The 25,284-nt window shown below is 69.0% G+C and carries 18 protein-coding genes; 6 read left to right on the top strand and 12 right to left on the bottom strand.

Annotated features, from left to right (window positions below):
- Positions 1-1,062, top strand: a complete 1,062-nt coding sequence (locus IAI54_RS27670; protein ID WP_187973381.1) for an endonuclease/exonuclease/phosphatase family protein — start codon at positions 1-3, stop codon at positions 1,060-1,062.
- Positions 1,063-1,161: 99 nt separating this feature from the next.
- Here the strand turns inward: IAI54_RS27670 and IAI54_RS27665 are convergent, their stop codons facing one another.
- The 4 genes from IAI54_RS27665 to IAI54_RS27650 form a co-directional block, all read right to left on the bottom strand.
- Complete coding sequence (locus IAI54_RS27665; RefSeq protein ID WP_187970235.1) at positions 1,162-1,764, bottom strand: DUF922 domain-containing protein; 603 nt, start codon at positions 1,762-1,764, stop codon at positions 1,162-1,164.
- A gap of 157 nt (positions 1,765-1,921) precedes the next feature.
- Entirely contained in the window at positions 1,922-2,320 is a 399-nt protein-coding gene (locus IAI54_RS27660; protein WP_187970234.1) for a hypothetical protein, read from the bottom strand.
- Between the two features lie 95 nt (positions 2,321-2,415).
- On the bottom strand, positions 2,416-4,074 hold the full coding sequence (locus IAI54_RS27655) for a S8 family peptidase (RefSeq protein ID WP_187970233.1): 1,659 nt from the start codon (positions 4,072-4,074) through the stop codon (positions 2,416-2,418).
- A 139-nt stretch (positions 4,075-4,213) separates the two neighbouring features.
- The gene (locus tag IAI54_RS27650) at positions 4,214-5,929 is read right to left on the bottom strand and encodes an electron transfer flavoprotein-ubiquinone oxidoreductase (protein ID WP_187970232.1); all 1,716 of its coding nucleotides are present in this window, start codon (positions 5,927-5,929) and stop codon (positions 4,214-4,216) included.
- Between the two features lie 251 nt (positions 5,930-6,180).
- On the opposite strand from IAI54_RS27650, the gene IAI54_RS27645 reads away from it, so the two are divergent.
- Both IAI54_RS27645 and IAI54_RS27640 read left to right on the top strand, forming a co-directional pair.
- Entirely contained in the window at positions 6,181-6,837 is a 657-nt protein-coding gene (locus tag IAI54_RS27645) for a hypothetical protein (RefSeq protein ID WP_235679187.1), read from the top strand.
- 59 nt (positions 6,838-6,896) lie between these two features.
- Positions 6,897-7,781, top strand: coding sequence for a uracil-DNA glycosylase (locus IAI54_RS27640; RefSeq protein ID WP_187970231.1), 885 nt, complete (start codon positions 6,897-6,899; stop codon positions 7,779-7,781).
- A 9-nt stretch (positions 7,782-7,790) separates the two neighbouring features.
- Here the strand turns inward: IAI54_RS27640 and IAI54_RS27635 are convergent, their stop codons facing one another.
- The 4 genes from IAI54_RS27635 to IAI54_RS27620 form a co-directional block, all read right to left on the bottom strand.
- The gene (locus IAI54_RS27635) at positions 7,791-8,699 is read right to left on the bottom strand and encodes a glycosyltransferase family 2 protein (RefSeq protein ID WP_187970230.1); all 909 of its coding nucleotides are present in this window, start codon (positions 8,697-8,699) and stop codon (positions 7,791-7,793) included.
- Between the two features lie 5 nt (positions 8,700-8,704).
- Positions 8,705-9,760: a glycosyltransferase family 2 protein gene (locus tag IAI54_RS27630; protein WP_187970229.1), complete on the bottom strand. Its 1,056-nt coding sequence runs from the start codon at positions 9,758-9,760 to the stop codon at positions 8,705-8,707.
- A 132-nt stretch (positions 9,761-9,892) separates the two neighbouring features.
- The gene (locus IAI54_RS27625; RefSeq protein WP_187970228.1) at positions 9,893-10,636 is read right to left on the bottom strand and encodes a DUF6817 domain-containing protein; all 744 of its coding nucleotides are present in this window, start codon (positions 10,634-10,636) and stop codon (positions 9,893-9,895) included.
- A 97-nt stretch (positions 10,637-10,733) separates the two neighbouring features.
- The gene (locus IAI54_RS27620; protein ID WP_187970227.1) at positions 10,734-11,135 is read right to left on the bottom strand and encodes a hypothetical protein; all 402 of its coding nucleotides are present in this window, start codon (positions 11,133-11,135) and stop codon (positions 10,734-10,736) included.
- Positions 11,136-11,283: 148 nt separating this feature from the next.
- On the opposite strand from IAI54_RS27620, the gene IAI54_RS27615 reads away from it, so the two are divergent.
- Positions 11,284-12,108, top strand: a complete 825-nt coding sequence (locus IAI54_RS27615) for a helix-turn-helix transcriptional regulator (protein WP_187970226.1) — start codon at positions 11,284-11,286, stop codon at positions 12,106-12,108.
- Here the strand turns inward: IAI54_RS27615 and IAI54_RS27610 are convergent.
- Complete coding sequence (locus IAI54_RS27610; protein ID WP_187970225.1) at positions 12,089-12,982, bottom strand: DMT family transporter; 894 nt, start codon at positions 12,980-12,982, stop codon at positions 12,089-12,091. The genes IAI54_RS27615 and IAI54_RS27610 overlap by 20 nt on opposite strands.
- Before the next feature lie 50 nt (positions 12,983-13,032).
- Positions 13,033-15,339, bottom strand: a complete 2,307-nt coding sequence (locus IAI54_RS27605; protein WP_187970224.1) for a xanthine dehydrogenase family protein molybdopterin-binding subunit — start codon at positions 15,337-15,339, stop codon at positions 13,033-13,035.
- Positions 15,340-15,485: 146 nt separating this feature from the next.
- Between IAI54_RS27605 and pepN the strand changes: the two genes are divergently transcribed.
- On the top strand, positions 15,486-18,131 hold the full coding sequence (pepN, locus tag IAI54_RS27600) for an aminopeptidase N (protein WP_187970223.1): 2,646 nt from the start codon (positions 15,486-15,488) through the stop codon (positions 18,129-18,131).
- A 349-nt stretch (positions 18,132-18,480) separates the two neighbouring features.
- Entirely contained in the window at positions 18,481-20,799 is a 2,319-nt protein-coding gene (locus IAI54_RS27595) for a PAS domain-containing sensor histidine kinase (RefSeq protein WP_187970222.1), read from the top strand.
- Positions 20,800-20,913: 114 nt separating this feature from the next.
- Here the strand turns inward: IAI54_RS27595 and IAI54_RS27590 are convergent, their stop codons facing one another.
- Together IAI54_RS27590 and IAI54_RS27585 are read right to left on the bottom strand one after the other, a co-directional pair.
- Complete coding sequence (locus IAI54_RS27590; RefSeq protein ID WP_187970221.1) at positions 20,914-23,859, bottom strand: bifunctional [glutamine synthetase] adenylyltransferase/[glutamine synthetase]-adenylyl-L-tyrosine phosphorylase; 2,946 nt, start codon at positions 23,857-23,859, stop codon at positions 20,914-20,916.
- Positions 23,856-25,280, bottom strand: coding sequence for a sensor histidine kinase (locus IAI54_RS27585; protein ID WP_187973379.1), 1,425 nt, complete (start codon positions 25,278-25,280; stop codon positions 23,856-23,858). The genes IAI54_RS27590 and IAI54_RS27585 overlap by 4 nt, the downstream gene beginning before the upstream one ends.
- Between the last annotated feature and the right edge of the window lie 4 nt (positions 25,281-25,284).

Raw genomic sequence — 25,284 nt, 5'->3', positions numbered from 1 at the left:
ATGCTCCGCTTCCGTGTCCTCGCCGCCTCCGGCCCCGTCAAGACAGCCGCCCTGCTCCTGGCGCTGGCGATCTCGCTGCCGCTGGTCGCCGGCCTGCTCGGCCGGCTGCATCCGGCGTTCGACGCCTTCTCCCATTTCCGCGCGCATCTCGCGGTGCTGCTGGCGATGGCCTGCCTGCTTCTCCTGGCGACGCGGCAATGGCTGCACGGTGCGGCCGGACTGCTGCTCGCGATCGGTGCCTTCGCCACGACGTCGAGTCTCGCGCCCTTTCATGGCGCCACGCCGGCTGCCGCGAGCGATGTCGCCGGCCCGCGCTACCGGCTGCTGCAGCTCAACATGCGCTACGACCATCCCGATCCCGCGCGCGTGCTGTCGCTGATCGGGCGCACGCGGCCGGACGTGGTGACGCTGAACGAGGCCTCGCCGGCCTGGCGGCAGAGCCTGCAGGCGATCTCGGCGGCCTACCCGCACCGGCTCGACTGCCCCGACGAGCGGTCGGTGGGCAGCGTGCTGATCCTCTCGCGCCGCCCCTTCCTCGACATGGGCGTCTGCGGCCTCGGCGGGCGCTTCGGCCTCGTCACGGTGGATTTCGGCGGCCACGCCGTGGAGATCGCCAGCCTCCACCTCCTCTGGCCCTGGCCCTTCGCACAGCCCCGGCAGATCCGCGAGCTCCTGCCCACTCTCGGCGCGCTCAGCGACACTGCGCTCCTCGCCGGCGATCTCAACGCGGCCGACTGGAGCGCGTCGGTGCGGACGATCGCGGCCGCCGGCGGTTTCACGGCGGTGCCGCGTCTCGGGCCGACCTGGCTCGTGCGGTCGGCCCCCGACGCGCTGCGGCGCTGGCTCGGACTGCCGATCGATCACGTGCTGGCCAAGCCCGGGGTGCTGCTGGTCGACGCACGGCGCCTGGAGGGCGTCGGCTCCGACCACCTGCCGGTTCTCGTCGAGTTCACGCTGCGGCCGGAGCAGCCGCCCGGCACCGTCGCCGTCGCGGGGCTCGCCTCTCCGCGCCGACCGCATGCCGCCCGGACGACGTCGGCAGGGATGCCCGAGCGCCCCTAGCCGCGTCGCGACCCTTCAAGGTCGCTCCGCACGCTTCAGGTGGTTGTTCCTGGCGATGTCGTCCGCCCGAAACGGGTGTCCCCTTCCGGGAGACATGCTCTAGCGCTTGCCGACCAGGATGCGGATGCTCTTGTCGACCGGCCCCCCGTCGCGATGTTCCTTCAGGTCGAATGCGGCCTGCTTCTTCTTGTTTCGCGTGTAGTACGCCTGGAGCTCGCGCTCGAAGCGCGACAGCGCCTTCCAGCAGGAAGGGCCATCCTTGACGGCGAAGCCGCGAACGTAGGCATCGACCTCGCTGGCGAGTTCCCGGGCGATCCGGCCGTGGGTCTGCTCGTGACGGACGTTGTCGGCCTGAAAGAGCTTCCAGCGCCGGCCGAGATCCTTGTCGAGCGTCCCTCTTGGCTTCGGGTAGACGTAGGTGATCTTCATGGTGACGCCGCCGCCCTTGATCCTGCACACACCCTTCTCGTGCACGAACTTGCCGTCCGGCCGGGTCTCGTAGCGCGTCTGTGCGATGGCCTTCGTCAGGAAGCCCTGGCGCGGGCCGCGCCGGTTCATGTCCAGAAGAAGCTCCATGCCCGTCCTGCCGGAGATTTCGTAATACTCGGTCTTCTCGGTGATGCGGGTCTTGGCCTGGGCGGGCCATGCAACGAACAGGAGGAAAGACAGCACTGCGGCGACTGCGGCTCCCAGCCGATACATCCTGACCATCCCCCGTTGCTGCGGCACATCGTACACGTGACGCGGCAACTTGCAATCACAAGATGAAGGCGCCGGTCACCGCCCATCGTCCGGACGACCCTCCCTGCATCGGACGCGCGCGCGGCGAAGGGGGAAGGCGCCGGCGTGGGCGATCACCTCACAGCGGGGTGTTGGGGTAGATCCGGCGGACCGACGGCAGGGCGGCGAGCAGCCCCAGTTGCCGGCGGTCGACGCGTGCCACCATCGAACCGGCACTGCGCAGTTCGGTGACCCGGGAGATGCCCATCGCGCCCAGTCGCTCCCTCGCCTCTCCGAAGACGGCAGCGACCCGGTCGGCATCGGCGGACGATGGCGGCATCGGCCAGAGCCCCGGACGCGCGCCTTCGCCTGAGCCCGTCGGCGCCGGCTTCGGGGTGAAGGACAAGGCCGGCAGGACGAGTTCGACGATCACGTCCTCCGTCCTGCGGCCGGAAAACCCGGCCCAGACGTCCGGCTCGACCTTCTGGTCGGAGGAATCGTCGCCGGCGGACGGTGAGGAAGGCACTCTCGACAGCATTGTATCGCTCCGGGCGTGGCAGGAGACAACACTTCGAGGTTGTCCCGGTTCCATCGAACGCCACTCATGATGGACAAACCACCTTGACGAAACGTTCACGCACCCGGATCGGCCGGACCAATCCCCGGCAGGCGGCCCAGACGACCGCGTGCCGACGGCGGCGCCACCGGAGACCGGTTCCGCCGATCACGGTACTCGGACGTATCAGTAACCCAGCCGCTTGCCGCGTCGATGGCCCTCAGCGCATCGACACGACCGAAACCGAAGCGGTGATCGAGGCCGCGCTCGCCGAGATCGAAGGTCGTTGCCAGGATGATGTCCTGGATGACGCTCGACTGGCGGAAGCCCGGCAGATCGGAGAAGCCTTGACAGGCCGATCGCAGCAGCGCCACCGCGCCGGCCACGTGCGGCGTGGCCATCGATGTTCCGCTCAGGAAGCCCCAGGCCTCCTTTGGCACGGTCGACCGAATGTCGACGCCGGGAGCGCACAGGTCGGGCTTGGAGTAGGCGAGCGGCAGCAGTTTCGGCCCGATATGTTCGCTTTCGGTGATGAGATGCGTGCCGCCGCCGCTGAAGCCCGCGCAGCGATCCTTCACGTCGACGGCGCCGACCGCCAGAGCGAAGAAATCGTTTCCCGGGGTGCCGGACGTCTGGCTGCCGTCGTTCCCGGCGGCCGCGACGACGGAGATGCCGATGCTGGCCGCGTGGAACAGCGACCGATGGAACGGCGAGCGCACCACCCGCTCGAGCGTGCGGCCGCCCAGCGACAGGTTGATGACGTGGACGCGCTGCTCGATCGCCCAGTCGAGACCGGCGAGGATCTGGGCGACGGTCCCGCCCTTGCGCCCGTTGAGGACGAGACCGGCATAGATCTCCGCCTCCGGTGCCACGCCGACGAACTGGCCGCTGTGACCGCCGCCGGCGATGGTGCCGCAGACATGGGTCCCGTGCCGGTCCGTGTCGTGCGGCCTCGACCGCGGCAGCTGGGCGCCGCTGCCGTCGAACTCGGCCCAGCCCTTGATCTTCCCCTTGAGGTCCGGATGGGACGCGTCGACCCCCGTGTCGAGCACCGCGACCCGCACACCTGCGCCGCGATGGCCGAAGGCGCCCCAGGCCGCAGGCGCGCCGACCCGCTCGACGCCCCACGCGACCCGGGAGAGTTCCCCCTGCACCTTGGCGCTGGACCGCGCCGGCGAGAAGTACCGCGGAACCCCGACCTGCTGGTTCGGGTAGACGTCGTTGAGCGATGCCAGGAAGTCCGTCCTCTGGCGCAGGTCGAGGAGGTCGTCCCGCCGCAGCGCGACACGCAGCGACTCCGAACTCCACAGCACCGCGGGACGGTACTGGCGGAAGCGGTCTTTGGTCCTGTCCTTGACGCGTTCAACCGACGGACGCAGCGCCGCGCTCGCAATCGCGGTCGCCAGCCGATCGTAGTTGCGCGCGATCGTCTCCTCGAGCGGGGACGCGGAAATAGGGGCCCGCGCAATGGTCGAGGCGAAGCTCGGTTCTTCGGCGTCACGGTCGGTCTTGCGCCGGATCGTCCGGGGCTGGCGCTCCCTCAGGACCTCGAGCGACGGAGGCAGGAGTTCCGTTGCGCTGGTGACGAGAGAACGGTTGCGGAAGGCGACGCCACCGGCGTTGACGACATGTGTCAACGTAAGGTCCTGCGACTTCAGGTGGAAGATCACGTCGCAGAGACCGTCGTCCGACCCTTCCGCGATCTCCTCGATCTTCTCGACCATTTTCTGCGGCATCGCAAGGACTCGCAATTTTTAGTGGATACCATTTAATTTTCACAACTTTTAGGGGAAGTCAACGACAGAACAAAGCCGGCGCGTGCTTCCACGCGCCGGCCGGGAAGTCTCCAGAACGGGACGGTGGTGGCCGTTCCCGCTACATGTTCGGATAGACCGGCCCCTCGCCGCCCTGCGGCGGCACCCAGTTGATGTTCTGGTTGGGATCCTTGATGTCGCAGGTCTTGCAGTGGACGCAGTTCTGCGCGTTGATGACGAAGCGGGCCTCCGGATTGCGGTGGGAAACCTCGCCGCCCTTGGCTGCGGCGCCCGGACCGCCCGCGAGCGCGTTGCCGTCGGCGTCGACCCATTCGTAGACGCCGGCCGGGCAGTAGCGGGTGGAGGGACCGGAGAAGACGCCGTATTCGGACGACTTCTGCAGTTCCGGGTCCTTGACCCTGAGGTGGATCGGCTGGTCCTCCTCGTGGTTGGTGTTGGACAGGAACACCGAGGACAGCCGGTCGAAGGTCAGCACGCCGTCGGGCCTGGGGTAGTCGATGCGCTTGTGCCGGTCGGCCGGCTCCAGCGCCGCGTAGTCGGGCTTGCCGTGCTTCATGGTGCCGAAGAAGGAGAAGCCGAAGAGCGTGTTCGTCCACATGTCGAGCCCGCCCAGCCCGACGCCGAGCCACAGGCCGAGCTTCGACCAGAGCGGCTTGACGTTGCGCACCGCCTTCAGGTCCTTGCCGATCGCGGAATCGCGCCAGGCGGCTTCATAGCCGGCGATCTCGTCGGACCCGCGGCCGGCTGCGAGCGCCTCGGCGACGTGTTCGGCCGCCATCATGCCCGACAGCACGGCGTTGTGCGACCCCTTGATGCGCGGCACGTTGACGAAGCCGGCCGAGCAGCCGATCAGCGCGCCGCCCGGGAAGGTGAGCTTCGGCACCGACTGGAAGCCGCCCTCGGTGATGGCGCGAGCGCCGTAGGAAAGCCGCTTGCCGCCTTCGAAGGTGTCGCGGATCGCCGGATGGGTCTTGAAGCGCTGGAACTCCTCGAAGGGCGAGACGAACGGGTTCTTGTAGTTCAGGTGGACGACGAAGCCGACCGCCACCTGGTTGTCCTCCAGATGGTACAGGAAGGATCCGCCGCCGGTGGCGTTGTCGAGCGGCCAGCCGAAGGAATGCTGGACGAGGCCGGGCTTGTGCTTCTCGGGCGCGACCTGCCAGAGTTCCTTGAGCCCGATGCCGAACTTCTGCGGTTCGCGCCCCTCCGACAGGCCGAACTTCGCGATCAGCTGCTTGGCGAGCGAGCCGCGCACGCCCTCGCCGATCAGCGTGTACTTGCCGTGCAGTTCCATCCCGGGCGCATAGTTCGGACCCTTCGAGCCGTCGCGCTCGATGCCCATGTCGCCGGTGGCGACGCCCTTCACGGCGCCCTTCTCGTCGTAGAGCACCTCGACGGCGGCGAAACCCGGATAGATCTCGACGCCCAGCGCCTCGGCGTGACCCGCCAGCCAGCGGCAGACATTGCCGAGCGAGACGATGTAGTTGCCGTGATTGTTCATCAGCGGCGGCATCAGCATGTTCGGCACGCGAAGCGATCCCGCCGGTCCGAGCACCAGGAAATGGTCGTCGGTGACCGGCGTCCTGAACGGATGGTCCGTCTCGGAACGCCACTCCGGCAGGAGCCTGTCGATGCCGACCGGATCGACCACCGCACCCGACAGGATATGCGCGCCCACTTCGGCGCCCTTCTCGAGCACGACGACGGAGAGCTCCGGATTCACCTGTTTCAGGCGGATCGCAGCGGCGAGACCCGCCGGCCCCGCGCCGACGATCACCACGTCGAATTCCATGCTCTCGCGTTCAACTTCGCTCATCGTCATCCTCCTGCTTTCCGGCCGTCGCCGGATGGCGTTCGTGTCGATCGGTCTTAGCGCATCGGGTTCGAATTGCGATAGCACAGCCGCCGACCGCGTCAAATTCACCCGGCTGACCGTCCGCCGTCCGGTCGAAGTTAATTACTTTGACGTAAACGTCAACGCGACATTCCGTTGCGCGCCGATCCCCGGAATCGCCGGTTGCCTGTTTCGGCGCCTGCTTCATACTGGCGAAAAGGAGGATGGAGGCGATGCGGTTCCGACGGCGCTGTCTTGCGGTCTGGACACTCGCCGCCATGCTGGTCTTCGGCGCAGGTCCGCCGGCCGGACGCGCCGGCGAGGAAGCGCCGCCGGGCATCGACGGCAAGGCTTCGTCAGGGACAGCGGGCGGCCCGTGGCGCGCCGGCGCCTACGCCTTCTCGGACGAACGCGGCGGCTTCCGCATCCTGTCGGTCTCGGGCCGCGGCACGAAGGCCGATCCGATCGTGCTCGTGCAGGAATTCGCATCCGCGAGCCCGGTCACGCTCGTCATCCGGGCCGTCGGTCCGGTCCGGGCCTTCGCGCATGAGGAAGGCGTCGCCAACGGCTTCCTCCGGCTGGAAGTGGTGGCGGTCAACGGCAGCGGGCTGGCCTGGACGCAGTTCGAATTCGAACTGCAGGAGACGCTCGGGCAGCCAAGCGTTTATGGCGACGGACTCTCCTTCGATCAGAACCGCCGCGACGGCGACGGCATCCTGTCCGACGCCTTCGGCCGCTTCGACCGCGCCTACGAACCGCACGACCGCCTGCGCTTCGAGGACGGCTTCATCGATCCTGGCAGGCGAGGCAGGTTCGAGTTCCTGATCTCCGACTTCACGCCGGTCGCCGAGTTCTATCTGGTTCAGGACCCGCGCATCCCGGCGTCGTGAGGGCGGAACGAAAGGGATCGCCATTTCCTTCGCCGGCCAAAACCGTCTAGAACCCGCGGATGGACTCCGGCCGGCCCGATCTCAGGGAACTGCTGCTCTTCTACGCCGATGCGGGCGTGGACGAGGCGCTGGAGGATTCGCCCGTCGACCGCTTCGCCGAGAGCGCGCCGCTCCGGCGCAATGCCGGCGCGTCGGGCGGCGCGCTGCGGCCGGATGGCCCCTCGCCCCGCGTTGGCGAGACGGCTGGCGTGCCGTCCCCTTCCGCGCCGCCTGCGCGCGGATCGCGCGCGCTGCCGCCGCCGGCGCGGCCGGAGCCGGCCGCCGCCGTGCCGGACGAGGCGCAGGCAGCGCGGGCGCGCGAACTGGCGCGCTCGGCCTCCTCGATGGAGGAGCTGCGCGCGCTGCTTGCCGACTTCGACGGCTGCAACCTGAAGTCAACCGCAAAGACCCTGGTCTTTGCCGACGGCAATCCGCAGGCGGACATCATGTTCGTCGGGGAGGCGCCCGGCCGGGAAGAGGATCTCGAGGGACTGCCCTTCGTGGGCCGGTCGGGCCGTCTGCTCGACCGGATGCTGGCCGCCATCGGCCTCGACCGTTCGCGTGCCTACATCGCCAACGTCATCCCCTGGCGTCCGCCCGGCAACCGCACCCCGACGCCGATCGAGACCGAAATCTGCCGCCCCTTCATCGAGCGTCAGGTGGAGCTGGCCAATCCGAAGGTGCTGGTGACGCTGGGCGGGCCGTCGGCCAAGGTGCTGCTGCACGCCAGCGAGGGCGTGCTGCGGCTGCGCGGCACCTGGAAGACCCACACGACCGCCTCCGGCCTGACGATCCCCGCGATGCCGACGCTGCATCCGGCCTATCTGCTGCGCAACCCGGCGCACAAGAAGCTGGCCTGGCGCGATTTCCTGGAGATCAAGGCGAGGCTGCGGTCGCTCGTCTGAACCGCCCCGTCAGCCGTCGCTCAGCAGTTTGCGGAGCCGCCGACGCTCGCGGCGGCCGGGGCCGTAGGCGGCCATCAACCGCCAGGCGGAATGACCCAGCGAGGGGCTGGCTCGGTTGATGCGGTAGTCGCGCCAGGCGCCGCCGATCTCGCCCTGCACGATCCGCGACACAAGACGCCGCGACACCATGTAGGCGGCGAGCGTAGCGTAGCGCTCGCGATAGCACGGGTGTCGCGCGACCAGCGCGGCGAAAGCCTCGACATAGCCGCCATGCGGCAGCGAGATGGAATCCGCGCTCGTGTGCTTGACCCAGTCCACCTCGGGAAGCACCAGCGCACCATGCCGGCGCGACAGGCGCAGCAGCAGGTCGCGATCCTGCAGGCGCATCAGCGTTTCGTCGAACAGTCCGGCCTGCTCCAGCGCGGCCCGCCGCACCGTTATCGCCGTACCGGCGATCGAGACGGTGTCGGCGACGATCGCCTGTTCGAGACCGCTGGGATCGAGGCGGGCGGGGCGGTTGGAGATACGGCGCACCGACCCGTTCTTCTCGTGATCGAACGAACTGATGGTCACGGCGAGCCCCGGATCCCGATCGAACAGTGCGACGGTCCGCTCGAGCCGCGCCGGCAGGAACACGTCGTCGGAATCCAGGAAGGTCACGAGGGGCGCCCGCGAAGCCGCGATGCCGGCATTGCGGGCGGCGTTCGCACCGCGCCACTCCGGCAGCGACAGCACGCGCAGCCGGTCGTCGGCGCGCCCGGCGAGCGCTTCGCGCGTACCATCCGTCGAGCCGTCGTCCACGACGAGGTGCTCCCAGTCGGACAGCGACTGCGCGCGCACGCTGTCGATCGCACGCAGCACCGTATCCCGGCGGTTGCGGGTGGGCGTGATCACGGCGATGCGCGGCGGCTGCGCCATCGCGTTCAGCTTCTGGTCACGTGATCTGGAACACGCTCCACGCGATCGGCCACAAGCCCTGCCGCCATGGCCGTCTGGCCCAGAAAGGCGAGACCGTGAAATGCGGAAGCCACCAGGAACGCTGCAGGACGTTCCCGGAATGGCATGCCGACGTGGCGGCCCTTGCCGAAGACGCGGCACAGCGAGCGCCATTCGCTCGTCCAGAAGCGCCGGAACGCGTGGCCGAGCCGTCGGGCACGGCGCGGCGACTTCAGGACGGCGAAACGGCGGTCGTTGTCTCGGCCCGCCACCATTGCGCGCCAGACGAGGAAGCGCAGCCCGCGCGGCGGCTTGTGCAGGGCGAGCGCGTCGACCCGACGGGTGACGACGCCGCGGCGCATGACCTCATGCCACAGGATGCTGCAGGAAACCTTGAAACCGTTGTTCTCCGGAAACGGATGGGCAGCGATCCAGGACCGGCGAAAGGCGCTGTTGTTGACGTTGAGCGACCGCTTGGCGGCGAAGCGTTCGTCGCCGCGGGCGAGCGGAAAGATCCAGAACAACGCATAGCAGCGCGACAGGAAATCGTCGTGCTCGAGTGCCGTGAAGCCGTTGACGATGCTCACCGCCGGATCGTCGAAGGGCGCCAGCATCTTCGCGAGCCAGCCGGGCTGCGGCACGGAATCGGCATCGAGGAACAGCACGATTTCGCCGCGCGCCCGGGGAACCGCCGCGTTCTTGAGTTCGTAGTAACGTCCACCGGCCAGGGAGACGATCTCGGATTGCGCCGATGCGGCGAGGTCCGGTGCCAGGTCCTGCAGCATCCGGCCCAGGGTCTCCGCTTCCTCGCGTCCGCCATCCTGTACGAAGATCACCTGCGCCGTGCGCGAGCCCGACCGGCCGTCGCGCCACGCGGCGATCTCGCGCCGGAGGGTCGCGATCGTCTCGCCGAACTCGTCCCTGGAAATGAGGCGTGCATTCTCCATCTCCACGACGATGCTGATGTCGGCCTGCGGAACGGGGCGCGGCCCGGTCGGGTAGAGCCGTCCTTCCTCCGCCGAGCGAGTTTCCGTTTCGTCCATGCCGTACTTTCCACGCCAGCGCCGCCCTGTATCGCCCGAGGTGCGCGGAAGCGCAACGGACCTCGCTGCGACGCCAGCGTGGCGTCCCGGTCGAACCTGCAGCAACTCGCGGGCGGAACGGGACGTCCCGGTTCAGTACAGTTCGACCGCGCCGTCGTGGCGGCGCGCCCGACGCAGCCGCGCATAGGCGCCGAGATTGGGGGCGATCCGGAAGCCGCGGGTCCGCGGAGACCGGAGCGCTTCCAGCCACCGCGTGTCGGCATAGAGCGACGCCTGCGCTTCGAGCGCCAGGGCGAGGGGTTCACGGCCGATATGGCGGGCCAGGGCGGCACAGGCGGCCAGGCGGGCCGCGATCGAGGCGCCATGCTTGGGAGCGATCGCGAGGCCGGCATCGGCGAGGTCGTCGATCTCGTGTGCCAGCGCCAGGAAGAGCACGTCGTCGACTCCCGTCGGCAGGCCGGCCGCCGCGAGGCGTTCGGGCTGGCCGGTGTCGAAGTCGAAATCGGGATAGCGGAAGATCAGGTCTTCCGCCCGTTCGCCGACGACCGAACGGACCAGCGCCCGATGCCCCGGGCTGGCCTTGCCGAACCGCCCGTCCGGAAACTGGCCGCTATCGTAGGCCGCGTGCAGCATCGCGGCGATGATGAAGTCGACGTCGCGTTCGAAATGGGCGACCGATGACGCCGCGCCCACCGCATGACAAAGGAAGGCGCGTTCGGTCTTGCGGTAACGACCATTGAACAGGCGCGCGGCGAGCCGGTAGGCTGCCTGGACCCGCAGCAGGTCGCTGGTCGGGTGGCCGGCCACGTGCAGTTGCAGGTACAGCGCGGTGTTGGTCTGCGCGGGAACCAGGGGGGCCGTCTTCGTCTCGTTCATGTCCGCCCCCGCACCGCCGCCTCCCGGACGGCGGTCGAGAATGCGTGCGGTGGAGGGCGGAAGTCAACGATCCGTGTGCGGCCGGGGCCGACGGGGCTCAGCGCGCGGCCACGGCCGACGGCGCCCTGATCGCGAGCCATTGCAGCAGCGCGAACAGCCCCACGGCAAGCGCCTGGGCGATCACGAAGAGCGTGCCGAACAGGTTGGGCTGGACGAGGCCGGAGAGGAGGAGCGCGAAGCTCGCGGCCATCCAGACGACGTTGCCGACCACGAAGGTCCACCCGAACGAGCGCGGGATCGCTGGACGGCGCGCGGCGGCGACCAGCAAGGCGACCCAGCCGACGATGAACACGGCGACGGCGATGAGCAAAGGCTGCGGCAGCGCGAAGAGACCGGCGAAGGTGCCCGGCGCGACCGCGAAGGCAAGGCCGATGGGCGTGCTGCCTGCGGCATCCAGATAGAGCGCATTGCGCAGGGAGGGGGTCATGATCAGGGTCATCGCGGGTCTCCTTGGAGGTGGGCGCGGGCTCGTGGCTGCCGTGCATTCGGCGCCGCCCAGGCCTTTCGGACCATGCCCGCCCCGCCGTCGCCGCGCGATTACGTGCCAGGTAATGGGAATGTCGCGGCCGGCGCATTATGGTGGGCCCATGAGCACCCTTTCGTCCTCCTCCCCGGCCGGACCCGGTCCGCTCCTACGCGACTGGCGGCTTCGACGCCGCATGAGCCAGCTCGACCTGGCGCTCGAAGCCGAGATCTCCCAGCGCCACCTCAGCTTCGTCGAGAGCGGGCGCGCCCGGCCGTCCCGCGACATGGTGCTGACGCTCGCCGAGCGGCTCGATCTGCCGCTGCGCGAGCGCAACCGTCTCCTGCTTGCCGCCGGCTTCGCGCCCGGGTTCCAGGAGCGGCCGATCGGAGACGCGTCGCTCGCGCCTGCCCTGGCGGCGGTGGAACGGGTGCTGAAGGGGCACGAGCCCAATCCGGCCATCGCGGTCGACCGGACCTGGACCCTGGTGCGCGCCAATGCCGCCATCGCACCCTTCCTGGAGGCTGTGACCGATCCCGCCCTGCTGCAACCGCCGGTCAACGTGCTGCGCCTGTCGCTCCACCCTGGAGGCCTCGCGCCGCACATCCTCGACCTCGCCGACTGGCGCGACCATCTCATGGAACGACTCGGGCGCATCACCCAGTCCGTCGCGGACGCAGATCTGTCGAGACTGATGGAGGAACTCGCCGCCTATCCGGTTCCGCCGCGGCGCCGGCCCTCGAAGCCCGACCCGAGCTTCATCGCGGTTCCGCTGCGCATGCGGCTCGGAGGCGAGCTGCTGTCCTTCATCACGACGATCACGGTCTTCGGTACCCCGCTCGACGTGACGCTGTCGGAACTGGCGGTCGAGACCTTCTTTCCCGCGGACGAGGAGACCGCGGCGTTTCTGCGCCGGCGCGCCGGATCCGTCAGCCCTGCGGCGGGCTGACCTTGCGGGCAGGAGCCCGCTGGAGGCCCAGCCGCTGCTCGCGCCAGATGATGAACAGCCCGGCACAGACCACCACCGTTCCGCCGACCAGCGTATAGGCGGTCGGAACCTCAGCGAAGACGACGTAGCCGATGACGATGGCGAGGATCATCGACGTGTATTCGAAGGGCGCGATGGTCGACATGTCCGCGTGACGGTAGCTCTCGGTCATCAGGATCTGTCCCACCCCGCCGCACAGCCCCGCGCCGATCAGGATCGCGGCCTGCGACCATGAAAGCGGCGACCAGCCGAAGGGCAGCGTCGCGAGGCCGGCCACCGTGCAGGTCGCCGAGAACCAGAAGACGATCGTCGCCGACTGCTCCGTAAGCACCAGCCGGCGCACCAGCAGCATGGCGACGGCGGAGATGGCAGCGCTCGCCAGCACCGCGGCGACGCCGATCGCCTCGCCCTGCCCCATCTCGGCGCCGGAGGTCAGAAGGGTCAGCTTCGGCCAGGACACGATGACCACGCCGACGAAACCGATCGCGACGGCCGTCCAGCGATAGATGCGGACCGTCTCGCCCAGGAAGATGGCCGAGAAGACCACCACGATCAGCGGCTGGGCGTAGTTGATGGCGACCCATTCCGGCAGCGGCAGCCGCGTCAGAGCGAAGAAGCCCAGGCCCATGGACGACACGCCGACGAGCCCGCGCAGGACGTGCCCGACCGGGCGGTGGGTGTAGAAGGCCGTCTTCAGTTCGCGGCGCCAGGCCATCACCATCACCACGGGGATGATGGCGAAGAGCGAGCGGAAGAACACGACCTGCCCTGTGAAGACCTCGCCCGCGGCCTTGATCAGCGACGACATCGCCACGAAGGCAACGACGGAACACATCTTCAGGGCGATGCCGACGAGGGGCCGGCGCTCCGGCAATACGCCGCCTGTCACTGCGTGGCAGCGTCCCGGATCGCCTGCCAGATCCGCATCGGCGTGGCAGGCATCTCGACGTGGCGGATGCCGTGGGCCCGCCACAGCGCATCCGTCACCGCGTTGAGCGCGGCAGGCGTGCCGCCGATCGTGCCCGCCTCGCCCGCGCCCTTGATGCCGAGCGCGTTGGTGGTGGAGGGCACGTTGCGGGTCTCGAAGCGGAACTCCGGGAAATCCTCGGCGCGCGGCATGGCATAGTCCATGAAGCTCGCCGAGATCAGCTGGCCGTCGGCGCCGTAGACCGTGTTCTCGGTCAGCGCCTGGCCGATGCCCTGCGCGATGCCGCCATGCACCTGGCCGGCGAGCAGGATCGGGTTCACCGTCGCGCCAAAATCGTCGACGATGGTGTAGCCGACCACCTCGGTCTGGCCCGTCTCCGGATCGATCTCGACCTCGCAGACATGGGTGCCGTTGGGATAGGTCGCCTCGCTCTGCACGAATTCGCCGAAGCCCTTGAGGTCCTGCGGGTCCTTCGCCGCCTTGGCGATGGAGGCGAAGTCGAGTGAGCGGTCGGTGCCGACGATGCGCGCGGTGCCGTCGATCAGCTCGATGTCGGCGGCGGATGCCTCCAGTTCGTCGGCTGCGAGCTTGCGGATCTTGGCGGCGAGATCCTCGCCGGCGCGGGCGGCGGAGACGCCGCCGAGGGGAATCGAGCGCGAGCCGCCGGTTCCGCCGCCCTTCGACAGTTCGTCCGAATCGCCCTGGCGGACGCGGATGCGGTCGATCGCCAGATTGAGTTTCTCGGCCACGAACTGCGCATAGGCCGTGGCGTGGCCCTGGCCGTTCGACTGGGTGCCGATGAACACCGTCACCGTGCCGTCGCCCTCGAGCCGCACATGGGCGGGCTCGGAGCCGGCGAAGGCGCAGGCCTCGATATAGGTGGCGAGCCCGATGCCGCGCAGCCGGCCGCGCGAAGCCGCTTCCGCGCGGCGCGTCTCGAAGCCGGTCCAGCCGGCGCGCTCGAGCGCCAGGTCGAGGTGACCCTGGAACTCGCCGACGTCGTACATGCGGCCGGTCTGGGTGGTGTAGGGAAACTGCTCGGGCCGGATGAAGTTGCGGCGGCGGATCTCGTCGGGACCGACGCCCACCACCCGCGCGCACTCGTCGACCAGCTTCTCCAGCAGCAGGGCCGCTTCCGGCCGCCCCGCGCCGCGATAGGCGTCCACCGGGCAGGTGTTGGTGTAGACGCCGGTGATCGCCACGTCGAGCGCCTGGATGTCGTAGACGCCCGTCGACATGGTCGCGCCGACGAAGGGGATGAACGGCCCGTACTGCGAGATGTAGGCGCCGAGATTGGCGATCAGCCTGACGCGCAGCGCGAGGAAGCGGCCTTCGTCGTCCATGGCCATCTCGGCCTCGACGGCGTTGTCGCGGCCCTGCGCGTCGGTCAGGAAGTGCTCGGTGCGGTCGCCGGTCCACTTCACCGGGCGGCCGAGGCGCTTCGCCGCTTCCAGCACCAGCGGATATTCGCGGTAGACGAAGGTCTTGGGGCCGAAGCCGCCGCCGACGTCGGGCGTCACGACGTGCAGCTTCGCGGGCTCCACGCCCATCACGCCCGCGACGATGCGCTGCATGGAATGGACACCCTGCGAGCCGGTGGTCAGCCGGAAGCGGTCCTCGGCGGCGCGCCACTCGCCGATCGCGGCGCGCGGCTCCATGTAGTTGCAGACGAGGCGGTTGTTGTGGAAGGCGACGGTGGCGACCTTCGTCGCCTGCGCGAAGGCCGCGTCGGCCTTGGCCCTCTCGCCGAGTTCGTAGACGAAGGCCTTGTTGGAGCCGGCGTCCGGCCAGACCAGCGGCGCATCGGGGTCGAGCGCGCGCGCGGTCTCGGCGATCGCCTCCTCGTCCCGGTAGTCGATTTCGATCAGTTCGGCGGCGTCCTGCGCGAGCGCACGGGTCTCGGCCACCACGAAGGCCACGGCGTCGCCGACGTAGTGGACCCGGTCGCGGCACAGAATCGGGATGTCTCTCGTCGGCGCGCGGGTGCCGTCGGGCTGCTTCTGCATGGCACCGGACTTCAGATCGGTCAGATGGGCGACATCGGCCCCGGTCAGCACGAGGTGGACGCCGGGCGCCGCCTTCGCAGCCTCGACGGAGGCGATCGTGAAGGCGGCATTCGCCACCGGCGAGCGCAGCACGTAGCCGTGCAGCACCGCTTCCGGCGCGATGTCGTCGGTGTAGCGGCCCCTTCCGGTGATGAAGGCGGCATCTTCGACCCGCAGGACCGAAGCGCCCATTCCGAATTTCGGCGTCAATACCGTCATGTTACCGTCCGATCGGTGCTAGCTGGAAACGAATGGGGGAGATAAGGGTCTCCTTAGTTTTGTCGAGTGTCGGAATTGTGTAAAGGGCAACGCTGGCGAATTGTTGTGCCAGTGCGCGGCCCGCCATGCACGCGGAAAGGATGCCCATGCGGACGGATACCGGCCAGGTCTTCAAGCTGGAGGACTACCGCCGCCCCGACTATCGGATACCCGAGACGCGGCTCTCCTTCGATCTGCACCCGGACCGGACCGTCGTCGTATCGGAGCTCCTGATCGAGCGTGCCGACGGCGTGCCGGAGGGAACGCCGCTGGTGCTCGACGGCGACGGCCTCGATCTCCTGGCGCTGGACATCAACGGCGAGCCGCTCGGCGCCAATGCCTACGAGGCGACGCCGGACCGGCTGGCGATCCACGCCCTTCCGAAGGGACCATCCTTCCGGCTCAGGGTGACGACCCGCATCGACCCGTCCGCCAACCAGGCGCTGATGGGACTCTACCGGTCGAGCGGCGTCTACACGACGCAGTGCGAGGCGGAAGGCTTCCGCCGCATCACCTACTCTCTCGACCGGCCCGACGTCCTGTCCGTCTACCGCGTCCGGCTGGAAGCCGACAAGGCGGCCGCGCCGCTTCTGCTCTCCAACGGCAACCCGGTGGAAGCCGGTGACCTTCCGGGCGGCCGGCACTACGCGGTCTGGGACGATCCCCATCCCAAGCCCTCCTACCTCTTCGCGCTGGTGGCCGGCGATCTCGGCGTGGTCACGGACGAATTCGTCACGATGTCCGGCCGCCGGGTGGCGCTCGGAATCTACGTCGAGAAGGGCAAGGAGCCGCGTGCGGCCTATGCGATGGACGCGCTCAAGCGGTCGATGACGTGGGACGAGGAGGTGTTCGGCCGCGAATACGACCTCGACGTCTTCAACATCGTCGCCGTGTCCGACTTCAACATGGGGGCGATGGAGAACAAGGGCCTCAACATCTTCAACGACAAGTACGTGCTTGCCGACGAGGAGACGGCCACCGACGCCGACTTCGCCAACATCGAGGCGATCATCGCGCACGAGTATTTCCACAACTGGACCGGCAACCGCATCACCTGCCGCGACTGGTTCCAGCTCTGCCTGAAGGAAGGCCTGACGGTCTACCGCGACCACGAGTTCTCGGCCGACCAGCGCTCGCGCGCGGTCAAGCGCATCGCCGAGGTGCGCACGCTGAAGGCGCACCAGTTCCCCGAGGACCAGGGTCCGCTCGCCCATCCGGTGCGGCCGCGGCGCTACCGCGAGATCAACAACTTCTACACGGCGACCGTCTACGAGAAGGGCTCCGAGGTGGTGCGCATGATCCGCACCATCCTGGGCGTCGACGCCTTCCGCGCCGGCATGGACCTCTATTTCGAGCGCCACGACGGCGACGCGGCGACCATCGAGGACTTCCTCGCCGTCTTCGAGGAGGTCTCGGGCCGCGACCTGTCGCAGTTCGCGCTCTGGTACCACCAGGCCGGCACGCCGAACGTCTCGGTCAAGGCGAGCCACGATGCGGCGACGGGCGAACTCGTGCTCGACATCGAGCAGTCGTCGCCGCCGACGCCCGGCGAAAGCCGCAAGCGGCTGATGCACATCCCGCTCGCCTTCGGCCTGGTCGGCCCCGACGGGCGCGACATGATCTGGGAGACGGTCGAGGGGGCCGCCGTCGAGCACGGCGTGCTCCACGTGCGCAAGCGCAGGCACCACGTCCGCTTCACCGGCATCGCCGAGCGGCCGCGCCTGTCGCTCAACCGCGGCTTCTCCGCCCCGGTCACGCTGTCGGTCGAGGAGCGGCCCGAGGACCGCGCCTTCCTCGCCCGCCACGACGGGGACCTCTATTCGCGCTGGCAGGCGCTGAACGGTCTGATGACGGACGCCGTCATCGAGGCGTCGAAGCAACTGCGCGACGGGCGCGCGGCATCGTTTTCGGCCGAGATCGCAGAGCTTTGCGGCACGATCGCCGCCGACGACCGGTTCGAGGAGGCGTACCGGGCGCTGGCGCTGTCACTGCCGTCGGAGGCCGACATCGCCCGCGAGATCGGCTCCAACATCGACCCCGACGCGATCCTGTCGGCCCGCAACGGCCTAATCGAAGCGATCGCCGGGGCCAATGCCGACGCCTTCGCCACGCTCTACGACCGGCTCGCCGACGGCGGACGGTTCAGCCCGGACGCCGCGAGCGCCGGCCGGCGCGCGCTGCGCAACGTGCTGCTCGACTATCTGGCGGCGGGCTCCCGCGCGCCCGGGCGCGCGGCCGCGCAGTATGGCGACGCCGGCAACATGACCGACCGTTCAGCCGCTCTCGCCGTGCTCGTCATGCGTCATGCGGATGCGGCCGAAACGAAGGCCGCGCTGGCCGATTTCGAAGCCCGGTTCGGGTCGGACGCGCTGGTGATGGACAAGTGGTTCCAGATCCAGGCCGCTGCCCCGGGAACCGGCGCGCTGGCGACCGTCAGGGCGCTGACGAACCACCCGGGCTTCTCGATCGCCAACCCGAACCGCGTGCGCGCGCTGATCGGCACCTTCTCCAGCGCCAACCAGACCGGCTTCCACCGCGCCGACGGCGAAGGCTATCGCTTCTTCGCCGGCATCGTGCTCGAGGTCGAGCAGCGCAACCCGCAGGTCGCCGCTCGCCTCGCCACCGGCCTGCGTTCCTGGCGGTCGCTGGAACCGCGCCGCAAGGCGCTCGCCCGCGAGGCGCTGCAGAAGATCGCGACGGCCGAAAACCTGTCGCCGGACCTGCGCGACATCGTCGAGCGCACGCTGGCGTGAGGCGGGGTACGGCGGGCTGAGCACGAGGCACGCCTGCAGTTCCCCGGCGCGCGGCGCATCATCGTCGCAGACGACGTCATCGACGAGGACATGTCCTGCGATGCCATCCCTGTCCCGGCGATTCGACACGGCCGTCAGATCGAAGAGGGTCCGGACATGGGCGGCGACATCGATTTCGAAGGGCCAACGACTGAGCGAATGCGGCGCCTGCCGCGCGCCCTTCGATCTTTTTGTCCCGCCCGCGTCATCTCCACTGGACAAGGGGAATCGGCTTTGATTCTTTAGCACCGATTCGGATGTGCGGCGTTTCGAATCGCACGGGGACACCAGACAGGATCGGAGCCACCTGATGGCTGAGGCGGACGCGCGGCGCGCGCCCGAGACGGGGAGTTTTGCACGGCCGAACGGCCGGCGCATGCCCCCCGGGCTGTCGGGCAACGCACGGATCCTCGCCGCCCCGGCCTATCACCGGCTGATCGCGGCCGAGCCGTTCCTGCGCCGCTCGATCCCGACGCTGATCATCGTCTTCCTCATCGTCGTCGCGGCCGCGCGCACGGTCTCGCTGATCGCCTGGCGCGACGACATCGACCGCACCGCGCAGACGATTCTCGCGCTCAATGCCGCGCAACTCGCCGCATCGCTGCATTCCCCCACCATCGAGGGCGATCCGGCGGTGCTGCAGCGCCACGTCGACCATGCCGCCTCGATCGGGCCGCTCGGCCCGCGCCACGTGCTGGCGGTCACCGACGCCGACATGAGGATCGTCGCCGTTTCGTCCTCCGCCGCCGGCTGGAGCAATCGCGCGCTCGACCATCTCATCGTCGGCGGCCAGCCGCTCTTCCTGTTCGGGTCGCGTGCGGGCGTGATCAGCGTCACCATCGACGGCACGGAATGGTTTGCGGCCACGAGCGCGCTTCCGTCGGGAGCGGGAATGGCCGCCGCGCTGGTCTCCAGGGACGCGGTCTTCGCCGAATGGCGTCGCATGGTCTCGCTCAACGTGACGCTGTTCGTGATCACGTCGGGCGTGCTGATCATCATCCTCTATGCCTATTTCAGCCAGGCGTCCCGCGCCCAGACGGCCGACCGCATCTACGAGCAGGCGCACCAGCGGGTCGATCTCGCGCTCGTGCGCGGGCGCTGCGGCCTGTGGGACTGGGACATGGGCCGCGGCAAGATGTACTGGTCGCGCTCGATGTACGACCTGCTCGGCTACGAGACCGTGGACGACATGCTGTCCTTCGGCGACGTGGCCGCGATCATCCACCCTGACGACGACGACCTCTTCGAACTGGCCAACCAGATCGTCGCGCGCAAGATCGACCACATCGACCAGGTGTTCCGCATGCGGCATGCGCAGGGGCACTGGGTCTGGATGCGGGCCCGCGCGCAGGTGGTCGATCCGGAAGCGGCCGAGATCCACCTCATCGGCATCGCCGTCGACATCACCGAACAGCGCAAGCTGGCGCGTGAATCCGAGATGGCCGACATGCGGCTGCGCACGGCCATCGAGAACATCTCGGAATCCTTCGTTCTCTGGGACGCCGAGGACCGGCTGGTGATGTGCAACACCAAGTTCCAGGAGCAGATGGGCCTCGCCGAAGGCGACGTCGCGCCCGGCCTGAAGCGCGACGACCTGCAGCAGCGCATGAAGCCCTTCGCGCTGGAGCGCAAGCTCGCCAATCCGAACGGCCGCGACGGCGGCGCGACCTTCGAGCGGCAGCTGGCCGATGGCCGCTGGCTGCAGGTCAACCAGTCGAAGACGCGCGACGGCGGCACCGTCTCGGTCGGCGCCGACATCACGCTGCTCAAGCAGAACCAGGAGAAGCTGGTCGACAGCGAGCGCCGCCTCATGGCGACGATCCACGACCTCAGCCTGGCGCGCCGCGCCGAAGAGGAGCGCGCGCTGGAGCTGTCGGAACTGAACCGCAAGTACATGCGCGAGACGGAACGCGCCGAAGCCGCCAGCCGCGCCAAGTCCGAGTTCCTCGCCAACATGTCGCACGAGCTGCGCACGCCGCTCAACGCCATCATCGGCTTCTCGGAGCTGATGCAGTCGGGGCTGTTCGGGAAGCTCGGCTCGGATCGCTACGAGGAATATGCCCGCGACATCCACTCGGCCGGCACCTACCTGCTCGGCGTCATCAACGACATCCTCGACATGTCGAAGATCGAGGCGGGCCAGTTCGCGCTGCAGCGCGAGGCGATCGACCTCGACGCGCTGATGGCCGAGGCGATCCGCGTCGTCACCGTGCAGGCCGACGCCAAGTCGATCACCGTCGAGACGCGCATCGCGGCCAGCACCGTGCTCCACGCCGACCGCCGCGCCATCAAGCAGATCGTCATCAACCTGCTGTCCAATGCGGTGAAGTTCACCGGGCAGAACGGCCACATCGTCGTCCATGCCCGCAAGGTGTCGGGCGCGCTGGTGCTGTCGATCGAGGACGATGGCTGCGGCATCCCGAAGGATGCGCTCAAGAAGCTCGGCCGGCCCTTCGAGCAGGTGCAGAACCAGTTCTCCAAGAACCACACCGGCTCGGGCCTCGGCCTCGCCATCTCGCGCTCGCTGACCGAGATGCATGGCGGCGTGCTCAAGATCAAGTCCGAGGAAGGCAAGGGCACTATCGTCTCGGTGCGCATCCCCGTCAGCCAGATGAAGGCTGCGGCGTAGGCGGCGCAGCGCCACACTGCCGGACGGGGCCGCCGGCCGGCCCGGTTCGACCGCCCTCCCCCCGTCCTGGATCAGCCGTCCCTGCGATCGACCGCCGGCAAGGATTCGTCGGGACTATCGCCCGCACACGACTGTGTCGAAAACCGCCCTCACCCGTTTCGCCGTCTCGCGGATATGCGCTTCCAGCACGGAAATCTCCGGCAGGTCGGTGTTGGCGAGCAGCAGGTCGGCGAGGCCGGGGGGCATGTCCTTGCGGTCGATGTCGCCGGTCAGGCACAGCCGCGCCACCTGCGTCAGCCCCATGAACAGCCGGTAGGCGGACACGAGGTCGTCGCGCGCCTGCGGCTCGCAGAAGGCGGGCGAAAGCCTGGCCAGCGCCTCGGCAGTGGATGTCGTGCGCGCCTCCCCCTCCAGTTCGCCGAGAAGGCCCGCCGTCTGGGCGATGAACTCCAGGTCGATCAGGCCGCCCGGCATCAGCTTCAGGTCCCAGCCGTCGCGCGGCGGCTTCTCGGTCTCGATGATGCCGCGCATCTCGCAGGCATCCTTCAGGAGCTTCGTCCGGTCGCGCGGCGCGGCCAGGATGGCGGCAACCTCTTCGGCCACCGACGCGGCAAGCCCTTCGTCGCCCGCCACCACGCGGGCGCGCGTCAGCGCCATGTGTTCCCAGCTCCAGGCCTCCGTCTGCTGGTACTTGCGGAAGGCGTCGACATGCGTCGCCACCGGCCCCTTGTTGCCGGACGGCCGCAGCCTGAGGTCGATCTCGTAGAGCACGCCCTCCGCCGTCGGGGCCGAGACGGCGGCGATCAGGCGCTGCGTCAGCCGGGCATAATATTGCGAGGGTGCCAGCGGCTTGTCGCCGTCGCTCTCCTCGGCGTCGGCGGCATGATCGTAGAGCAGGATGACGTCGACGTCGGAGCCCGCCGTCAGCTCGCGGCTGCCGAGTTTGCCCATGCCGAGGATGACCGCGCGGCCGCCGGGCACGTGGCCGTGGCGCCGGGCGAATTCGGCCAGTACGGCGTCGAAGGCCGCGCCGATTGTCAGATCCGCGAGATCGGAGAAAGCCTTGCCGGCGCGCGCGGCGTCGATGGCGCCCGTCAGGAGCCGGATGCCGATCAGGAACTTCTGCTCGGCGGCGAAGATCCGCAGCCGGTCGAGCCGTTCCTCATAGATCGCCGCACCGCCGAGGAAACTGTCGAGCCGTGCCGCCAGATAGGCCTTGTTGGGCAGTTCCGACATCAGCAGCGGGTCGAGCAACCCGTCGAAGACGTGCGGCCGGCGCGTGATGATGGCCGCGAGCCGGGGCGCCGCGCCCATGATGTTGGCCATGAGCTGCAGCAGGCCGGGATTGGACTGCAGCAGCGAGAACAGCTGGATACCGGCCGGCAGGCCCGCCAGGAACTCGTCGAAGCGGATGATCGCCTCGTCGGCGCGGCGCGTGCGGCCGAAGGCGGCCAGCAGAGCCGGCGTCAGTTCGGTCAGCCGCTCCCGCGCCTCCGCCGAGCGCGTCGCGCGGTAGCGGCCGAAATGCCAGGTGCGGATGACGCGGCAGATGTCGCTCGGCCGCTCGAAGCCGAGGCCGGACAGCGTCTGCAGCGTGTCCGGGTCGTCGACGTCGCCGGTGAAGACGAGGTTGCCGACGCCGGCCGACAGCTGCGGCGCTGTCTCGAACAACGCCGCGTAATGGCTCTCCACCTCCTTGAGCGACGCCCGGAAGGCGTCGGCGAAAGCATCGGCCGAAGCAAAGCCGCGCATGCGGGCGATCCGCTCCAGTCCCTCGTCGTCCTCGGGCAGGTCATGCGCCTGCTCGTCGGCCACCATCTGGATGGCGTGCTCGACGTCGCGCAGGAACCAGTACTGGCGCGTCAGCGAGGCGCAGGCATCCGTATCGATCCAGCCGCGTTCCGTCAGCCGCTCCAGCATCGCCACGGTCTCGCGGCCGCGCAGTTCGGGAAAGCGCCCGCCCGCGATCAGCTGCTGCGTCTGGACGAAGAACTCGATCTCGCGGATGCCGCCGCGGCCGAGCTTGACGTTGTGGCCGCGCACGGCGATCTCGCCATGCCCCTTGTGGGCATGGATCTGGCGCTTGATCGAATGGACGTCGGCGATGGCGGCATAGTCCATGTACTTGCGCCAGACGAAGGGCTGCAGTTCCTTCAGCACCGCCATGCCGGCCTCGAAGTCGCCCGCCACCGGCCGCGCCTTGATCATCGCGGCGCGTTCCCAGTTCTGGCCGCGGCCCTCGTAGTAATTCAGCGCCGCCTCGACCGGGATCGCCAGCGGCGTCGAGCCGGGGTCCGGCCGCAGGCGCAGGTCGGTGCGGAAGACGTAGCCGTGCTCCGTCCGGTCCGACAGGATGCGGATCAGCCGCCGCGCCAGCCGCGAGAACAGGTCCGTGGCGTCCAGCGGATCGCGGATCGCCGGAGCCTCGGCGTCGAAGAACAGGATCAGGTCGATGTCCGAAGAGTAGTTGAGTTCGCAAGCACCGAGCTTGCCCATGCCGAGCACGATGAAGCCGGAGCCCTCTCCCGGCCGGTCGCGGTCGGGCAGCGCGAGCTTTCCCTGGTCATGCGCCTCGCGCAGCAGGAAGTCGATCGCCGAACCCACCGCCGCGTCGGCCATCGCGCTCAGCCGCCGCACGCTCGCAGCCGCATCGGCGACGCCGGCGAGGTCCGCCAGCGCGATCAGCACATGCGCCTCGGTCTTCAGCCGGCGCAGATCCGCCATCAGCGACTTTTCGGTAACGGCGTCGATCGCCCAGGCGCCGCGGATCTCCTCGATGACGGACTCGACCCGGACATCCCATGGCACGTCGAACAGCGGCTCGAGCATCTGCGGGCGGCGGCGCAGCGTGTCGCGGACATAGGTCGAGAGCGCGACCGCGCCCGTCAGGAAACCGGCGATCTGCGGATGCGTCCTCGGCAGGTCGGCAAGCCTCGTACAGCCGGCGTCGGCCGCCAGGGCGAGAATGTCCTCAAACTCGGCTGCCGCCCGGTCGGGATCCGTCGGCTCGAGGGGTCGCGGCGTGCCGGCGAACCAGTCGGCGGTCCGGCGACCGGTCACGCCGCACCCCGCCGGACCGGAACCGTCATGATCACCTTCAGACCGGGCGCGGCATCGCCGAGCGCAAGCGCACCCTGATGGAAGCTCATCACGGCCTTGGCCAGGCTCAGTCCCAGGCCCGACCCCGGCTGCGAACGGCTCTGTTCCAGGCGCACGAAGCGCTCCGTGGCCCGGCCGCGATCCTCCGGCGCGATGCCGGGGCCATTGTCGGAAATCTCGATACGCACGTCTCCTCCCGCGCGGGTCGCCGTCACGCGTACGAGCGGTGCCTCGGCATGCCCGGCGCAGTACTTGATGGCGTTGTCGACCACGTTTGACAAGGCCTGCGCCAGGAGTTCCCGGTTGCCGTCCACGGCGAGATATCCGTCGATGCTGGTCTCCAGCGCCACGCCGCTTTCCTCCGCCAGCGGCTCATAGAGTTCGACGACGTCGGCCACGACCTGCGTCAGGTCGAGCGTCTCGGTCTGCTCGGCCGAGTAGCCCGCCTCCAGGCGCGAGATCATCAGGATGGCGTTGAAGGTGCGGATCAGCTGGTCGGACTCGGCGATCGTCGCTTCGAGCGCCGCGCGATACTCCCCCTCGCCCCGGGCGCTCGACAGCGTCGTCTCGGCGCGGCTGCGCAGGCGGGTCAGGGGCGTCTTGAGGTCGTGGGCGATGTTGTCCGAGACCTGCTTCAAGCCCTCGTTGAGCACGGCTATCCGCGCCAGCATGGCGTTCAGGTTCTCCGAGAGGCGGTCGAATTCGTCGCCGGCGCCGGTCACCGGCAGGCGACCCGTCAGGTCGCCGCCCATGATGCGCCTGCTCGCCTCGGACACGCTGTCGATCCGCCGCAGTGCGGTGCGTCCGACGAAGTACCAGATCAGGAACGCGCCGAGGCCCATCGTGCCGAGCGCCAGGATCAGGGCGCGCTGCACGACGCTGCGGAAGCGTTCGGGCTCGCCGAGGTCGCGACCCACGAGCATGATCAGCTGGTTCGGCAGGCGCAGCACCAGCGCCATGGCCGCGTGCGGCGGCTGCGCTCCGGGCGCGGGTGCATTTGCGTCTTCGGGAGGCGGCTGCAGCGGACCGCGCTCGCCGTAGCGCTTGTAGAAGAAGGGACGCGTGGTCCAGCCGACGGTCTCCAGCACGCCCGGTTCGAGGCTCTCGACGTTGCCCGACAGGATGCGGCCATTCGGATCGGCGATGAGATAGAGGTTGGCGCCCGGCTGGCGCGCGCGCTGCTCGACCACGCGCACGAGGAACGGCAGGCCGCCGCGCTCGTAGGCGCGCACGAGGCTCATCGATTCCTCGTTGATCGTCTCCTGCGTCTGGGTGACGAGGATCCGCACCGAGACCGAGGTCATGTAGACCACCAGGCCGATGGCGCAGACGCCGAAGAGCAGCAGATAGAGTGCGGACAGCCGGGCGGCCGTCGTCCTCATCAGC

The organism is Aquibium microcysteis (assembly GCF_014495845.1).
Lineage (GTDB): Bacteria > Pseudomonadota > Alphaproteobacteria > Rhizobiales > Rhizobiaceae > Aquibium > Aquibium microcysteis.
Note: the sequence above shows the minus strand (reverse complement) of the source record. Positions and strands in the feature narration are given on the sequence as shown.

Bases quoted from the DNA above. Each gene is read 5' to 3' on its own strand.
- IAI54_RS27620 (WP_187970227.1), bottom strand. From the start codon at position 11,135: ATGACCCTGATCATGACCCCCTCCCTGCGCAATGCGCTCTATCTGGAT.
- IAI54_RS27585 (WP_187973379.1), bottom strand. From the start codon at position 25,280: ATGAGGACGACGGCCGCCCGGCTGTCCGCACTCTATCTGCTGCTCTTC.
- IAI54_RS27660 (WP_187970234.1), bottom strand. From the start codon at position 2,320: ATGCTGTCGAGAGTGCCTTCCTCACCGTCCGCCGGCGACGATTCCTCC.
- IAI54_RS27635 (WP_187970230.1), bottom strand. From the start codon at position 8,699: ATGGCGCAGCCGCCGCGCATCGCCGTGATCACGCCCACCCGCAACCGC.
- IAI54_RS27645 (WP_235679187.1), top strand. From the start codon at position 6,181: ATGCGGTTCCGACGGCGCTGTCTTGCGGTCTGGACACTCGCCGCCATG.
- IAI54_RS27610 (WP_187970225.1), bottom strand. From the start codon at position 12,982: ATGTGTTCCGTCGTTGCCTTCGTGGCGATGTCGTCGCTGATCAAGGCC.
- IAI54_RS27595 (WP_187970222.1), top strand. From the start codon at position 18,481: ATGGCTGAGGCGGACGCGCGGCGCGCGCCCGAGACGGGGAGTTTTGCA.
- IAI54_RS27650 (WP_187970232.1), bottom strand. From the start codon at position 5,929: ATGAGCGAAGTTGAACGCGAGAGCATGGAATTCGACGTGGTGATCGTC.
- IAI54_RS27665 (WP_187970235.1), bottom strand. From the start codon at position 1,764: ATGTATCGGCTGGGAGCCGCAGTCGCCGCAGTGCTGTCTTTCCTCCTG.
- IAI54_RS27655 (WP_187970233.1), bottom strand. From the start codon at position 4,074: ATGCCGCAGAAAATGGTCGAGAAGATCGAGGAGATCGCGGAAGGGTCG.
- IAI54_RS27625 (WP_187970228.1), bottom strand. From the start codon at position 10,636: ATGAACGAGACGAAGACGGCCCCCCTGGTTCCCGCGCAGACCAACACC.
- IAI54_RS27615 (WP_187970226.1), top strand. From the start codon at position 11,284: ATGAGCACCCTTTCGTCCTCCTCCCCGGCCGGACCCGGTCCGCTCCTA.
- pepN (WP_187970223.1), top strand. From the start codon at position 15,486: ATGCGGACGGATACCGGCCAGGTCTTCAAGCTGGAGGACTACCGCCGC.
- IAI54_RS27605 (WP_187970224.1), bottom strand. From the start codon at position 15,339: ATGACGGTATTGACGCCGAAATTCGGAATGGGCGCTTCGGTCCTGCGG.
- IAI54_RS27630 (WP_187970229.1), bottom strand. From the start codon at position 9,760: ATGGACGAAACGGAAACTCGCTCGGCGGAGGAAGGACGGCTCTACCCG.
- IAI54_RS27670 (WP_187973381.1), top strand. From the start codon at position 1: ATGCTCCGCTTCCGTGTCCTCGCCGCCTCCGGCCCCGTCAAGACAGCC.
- IAI54_RS27640 (WP_187970231.1), top strand. From the start codon at position 6,897: ATGGACTCCGGCCGGCCCGATCTCAGGGAACTGCTGCTCTTCTACGCC.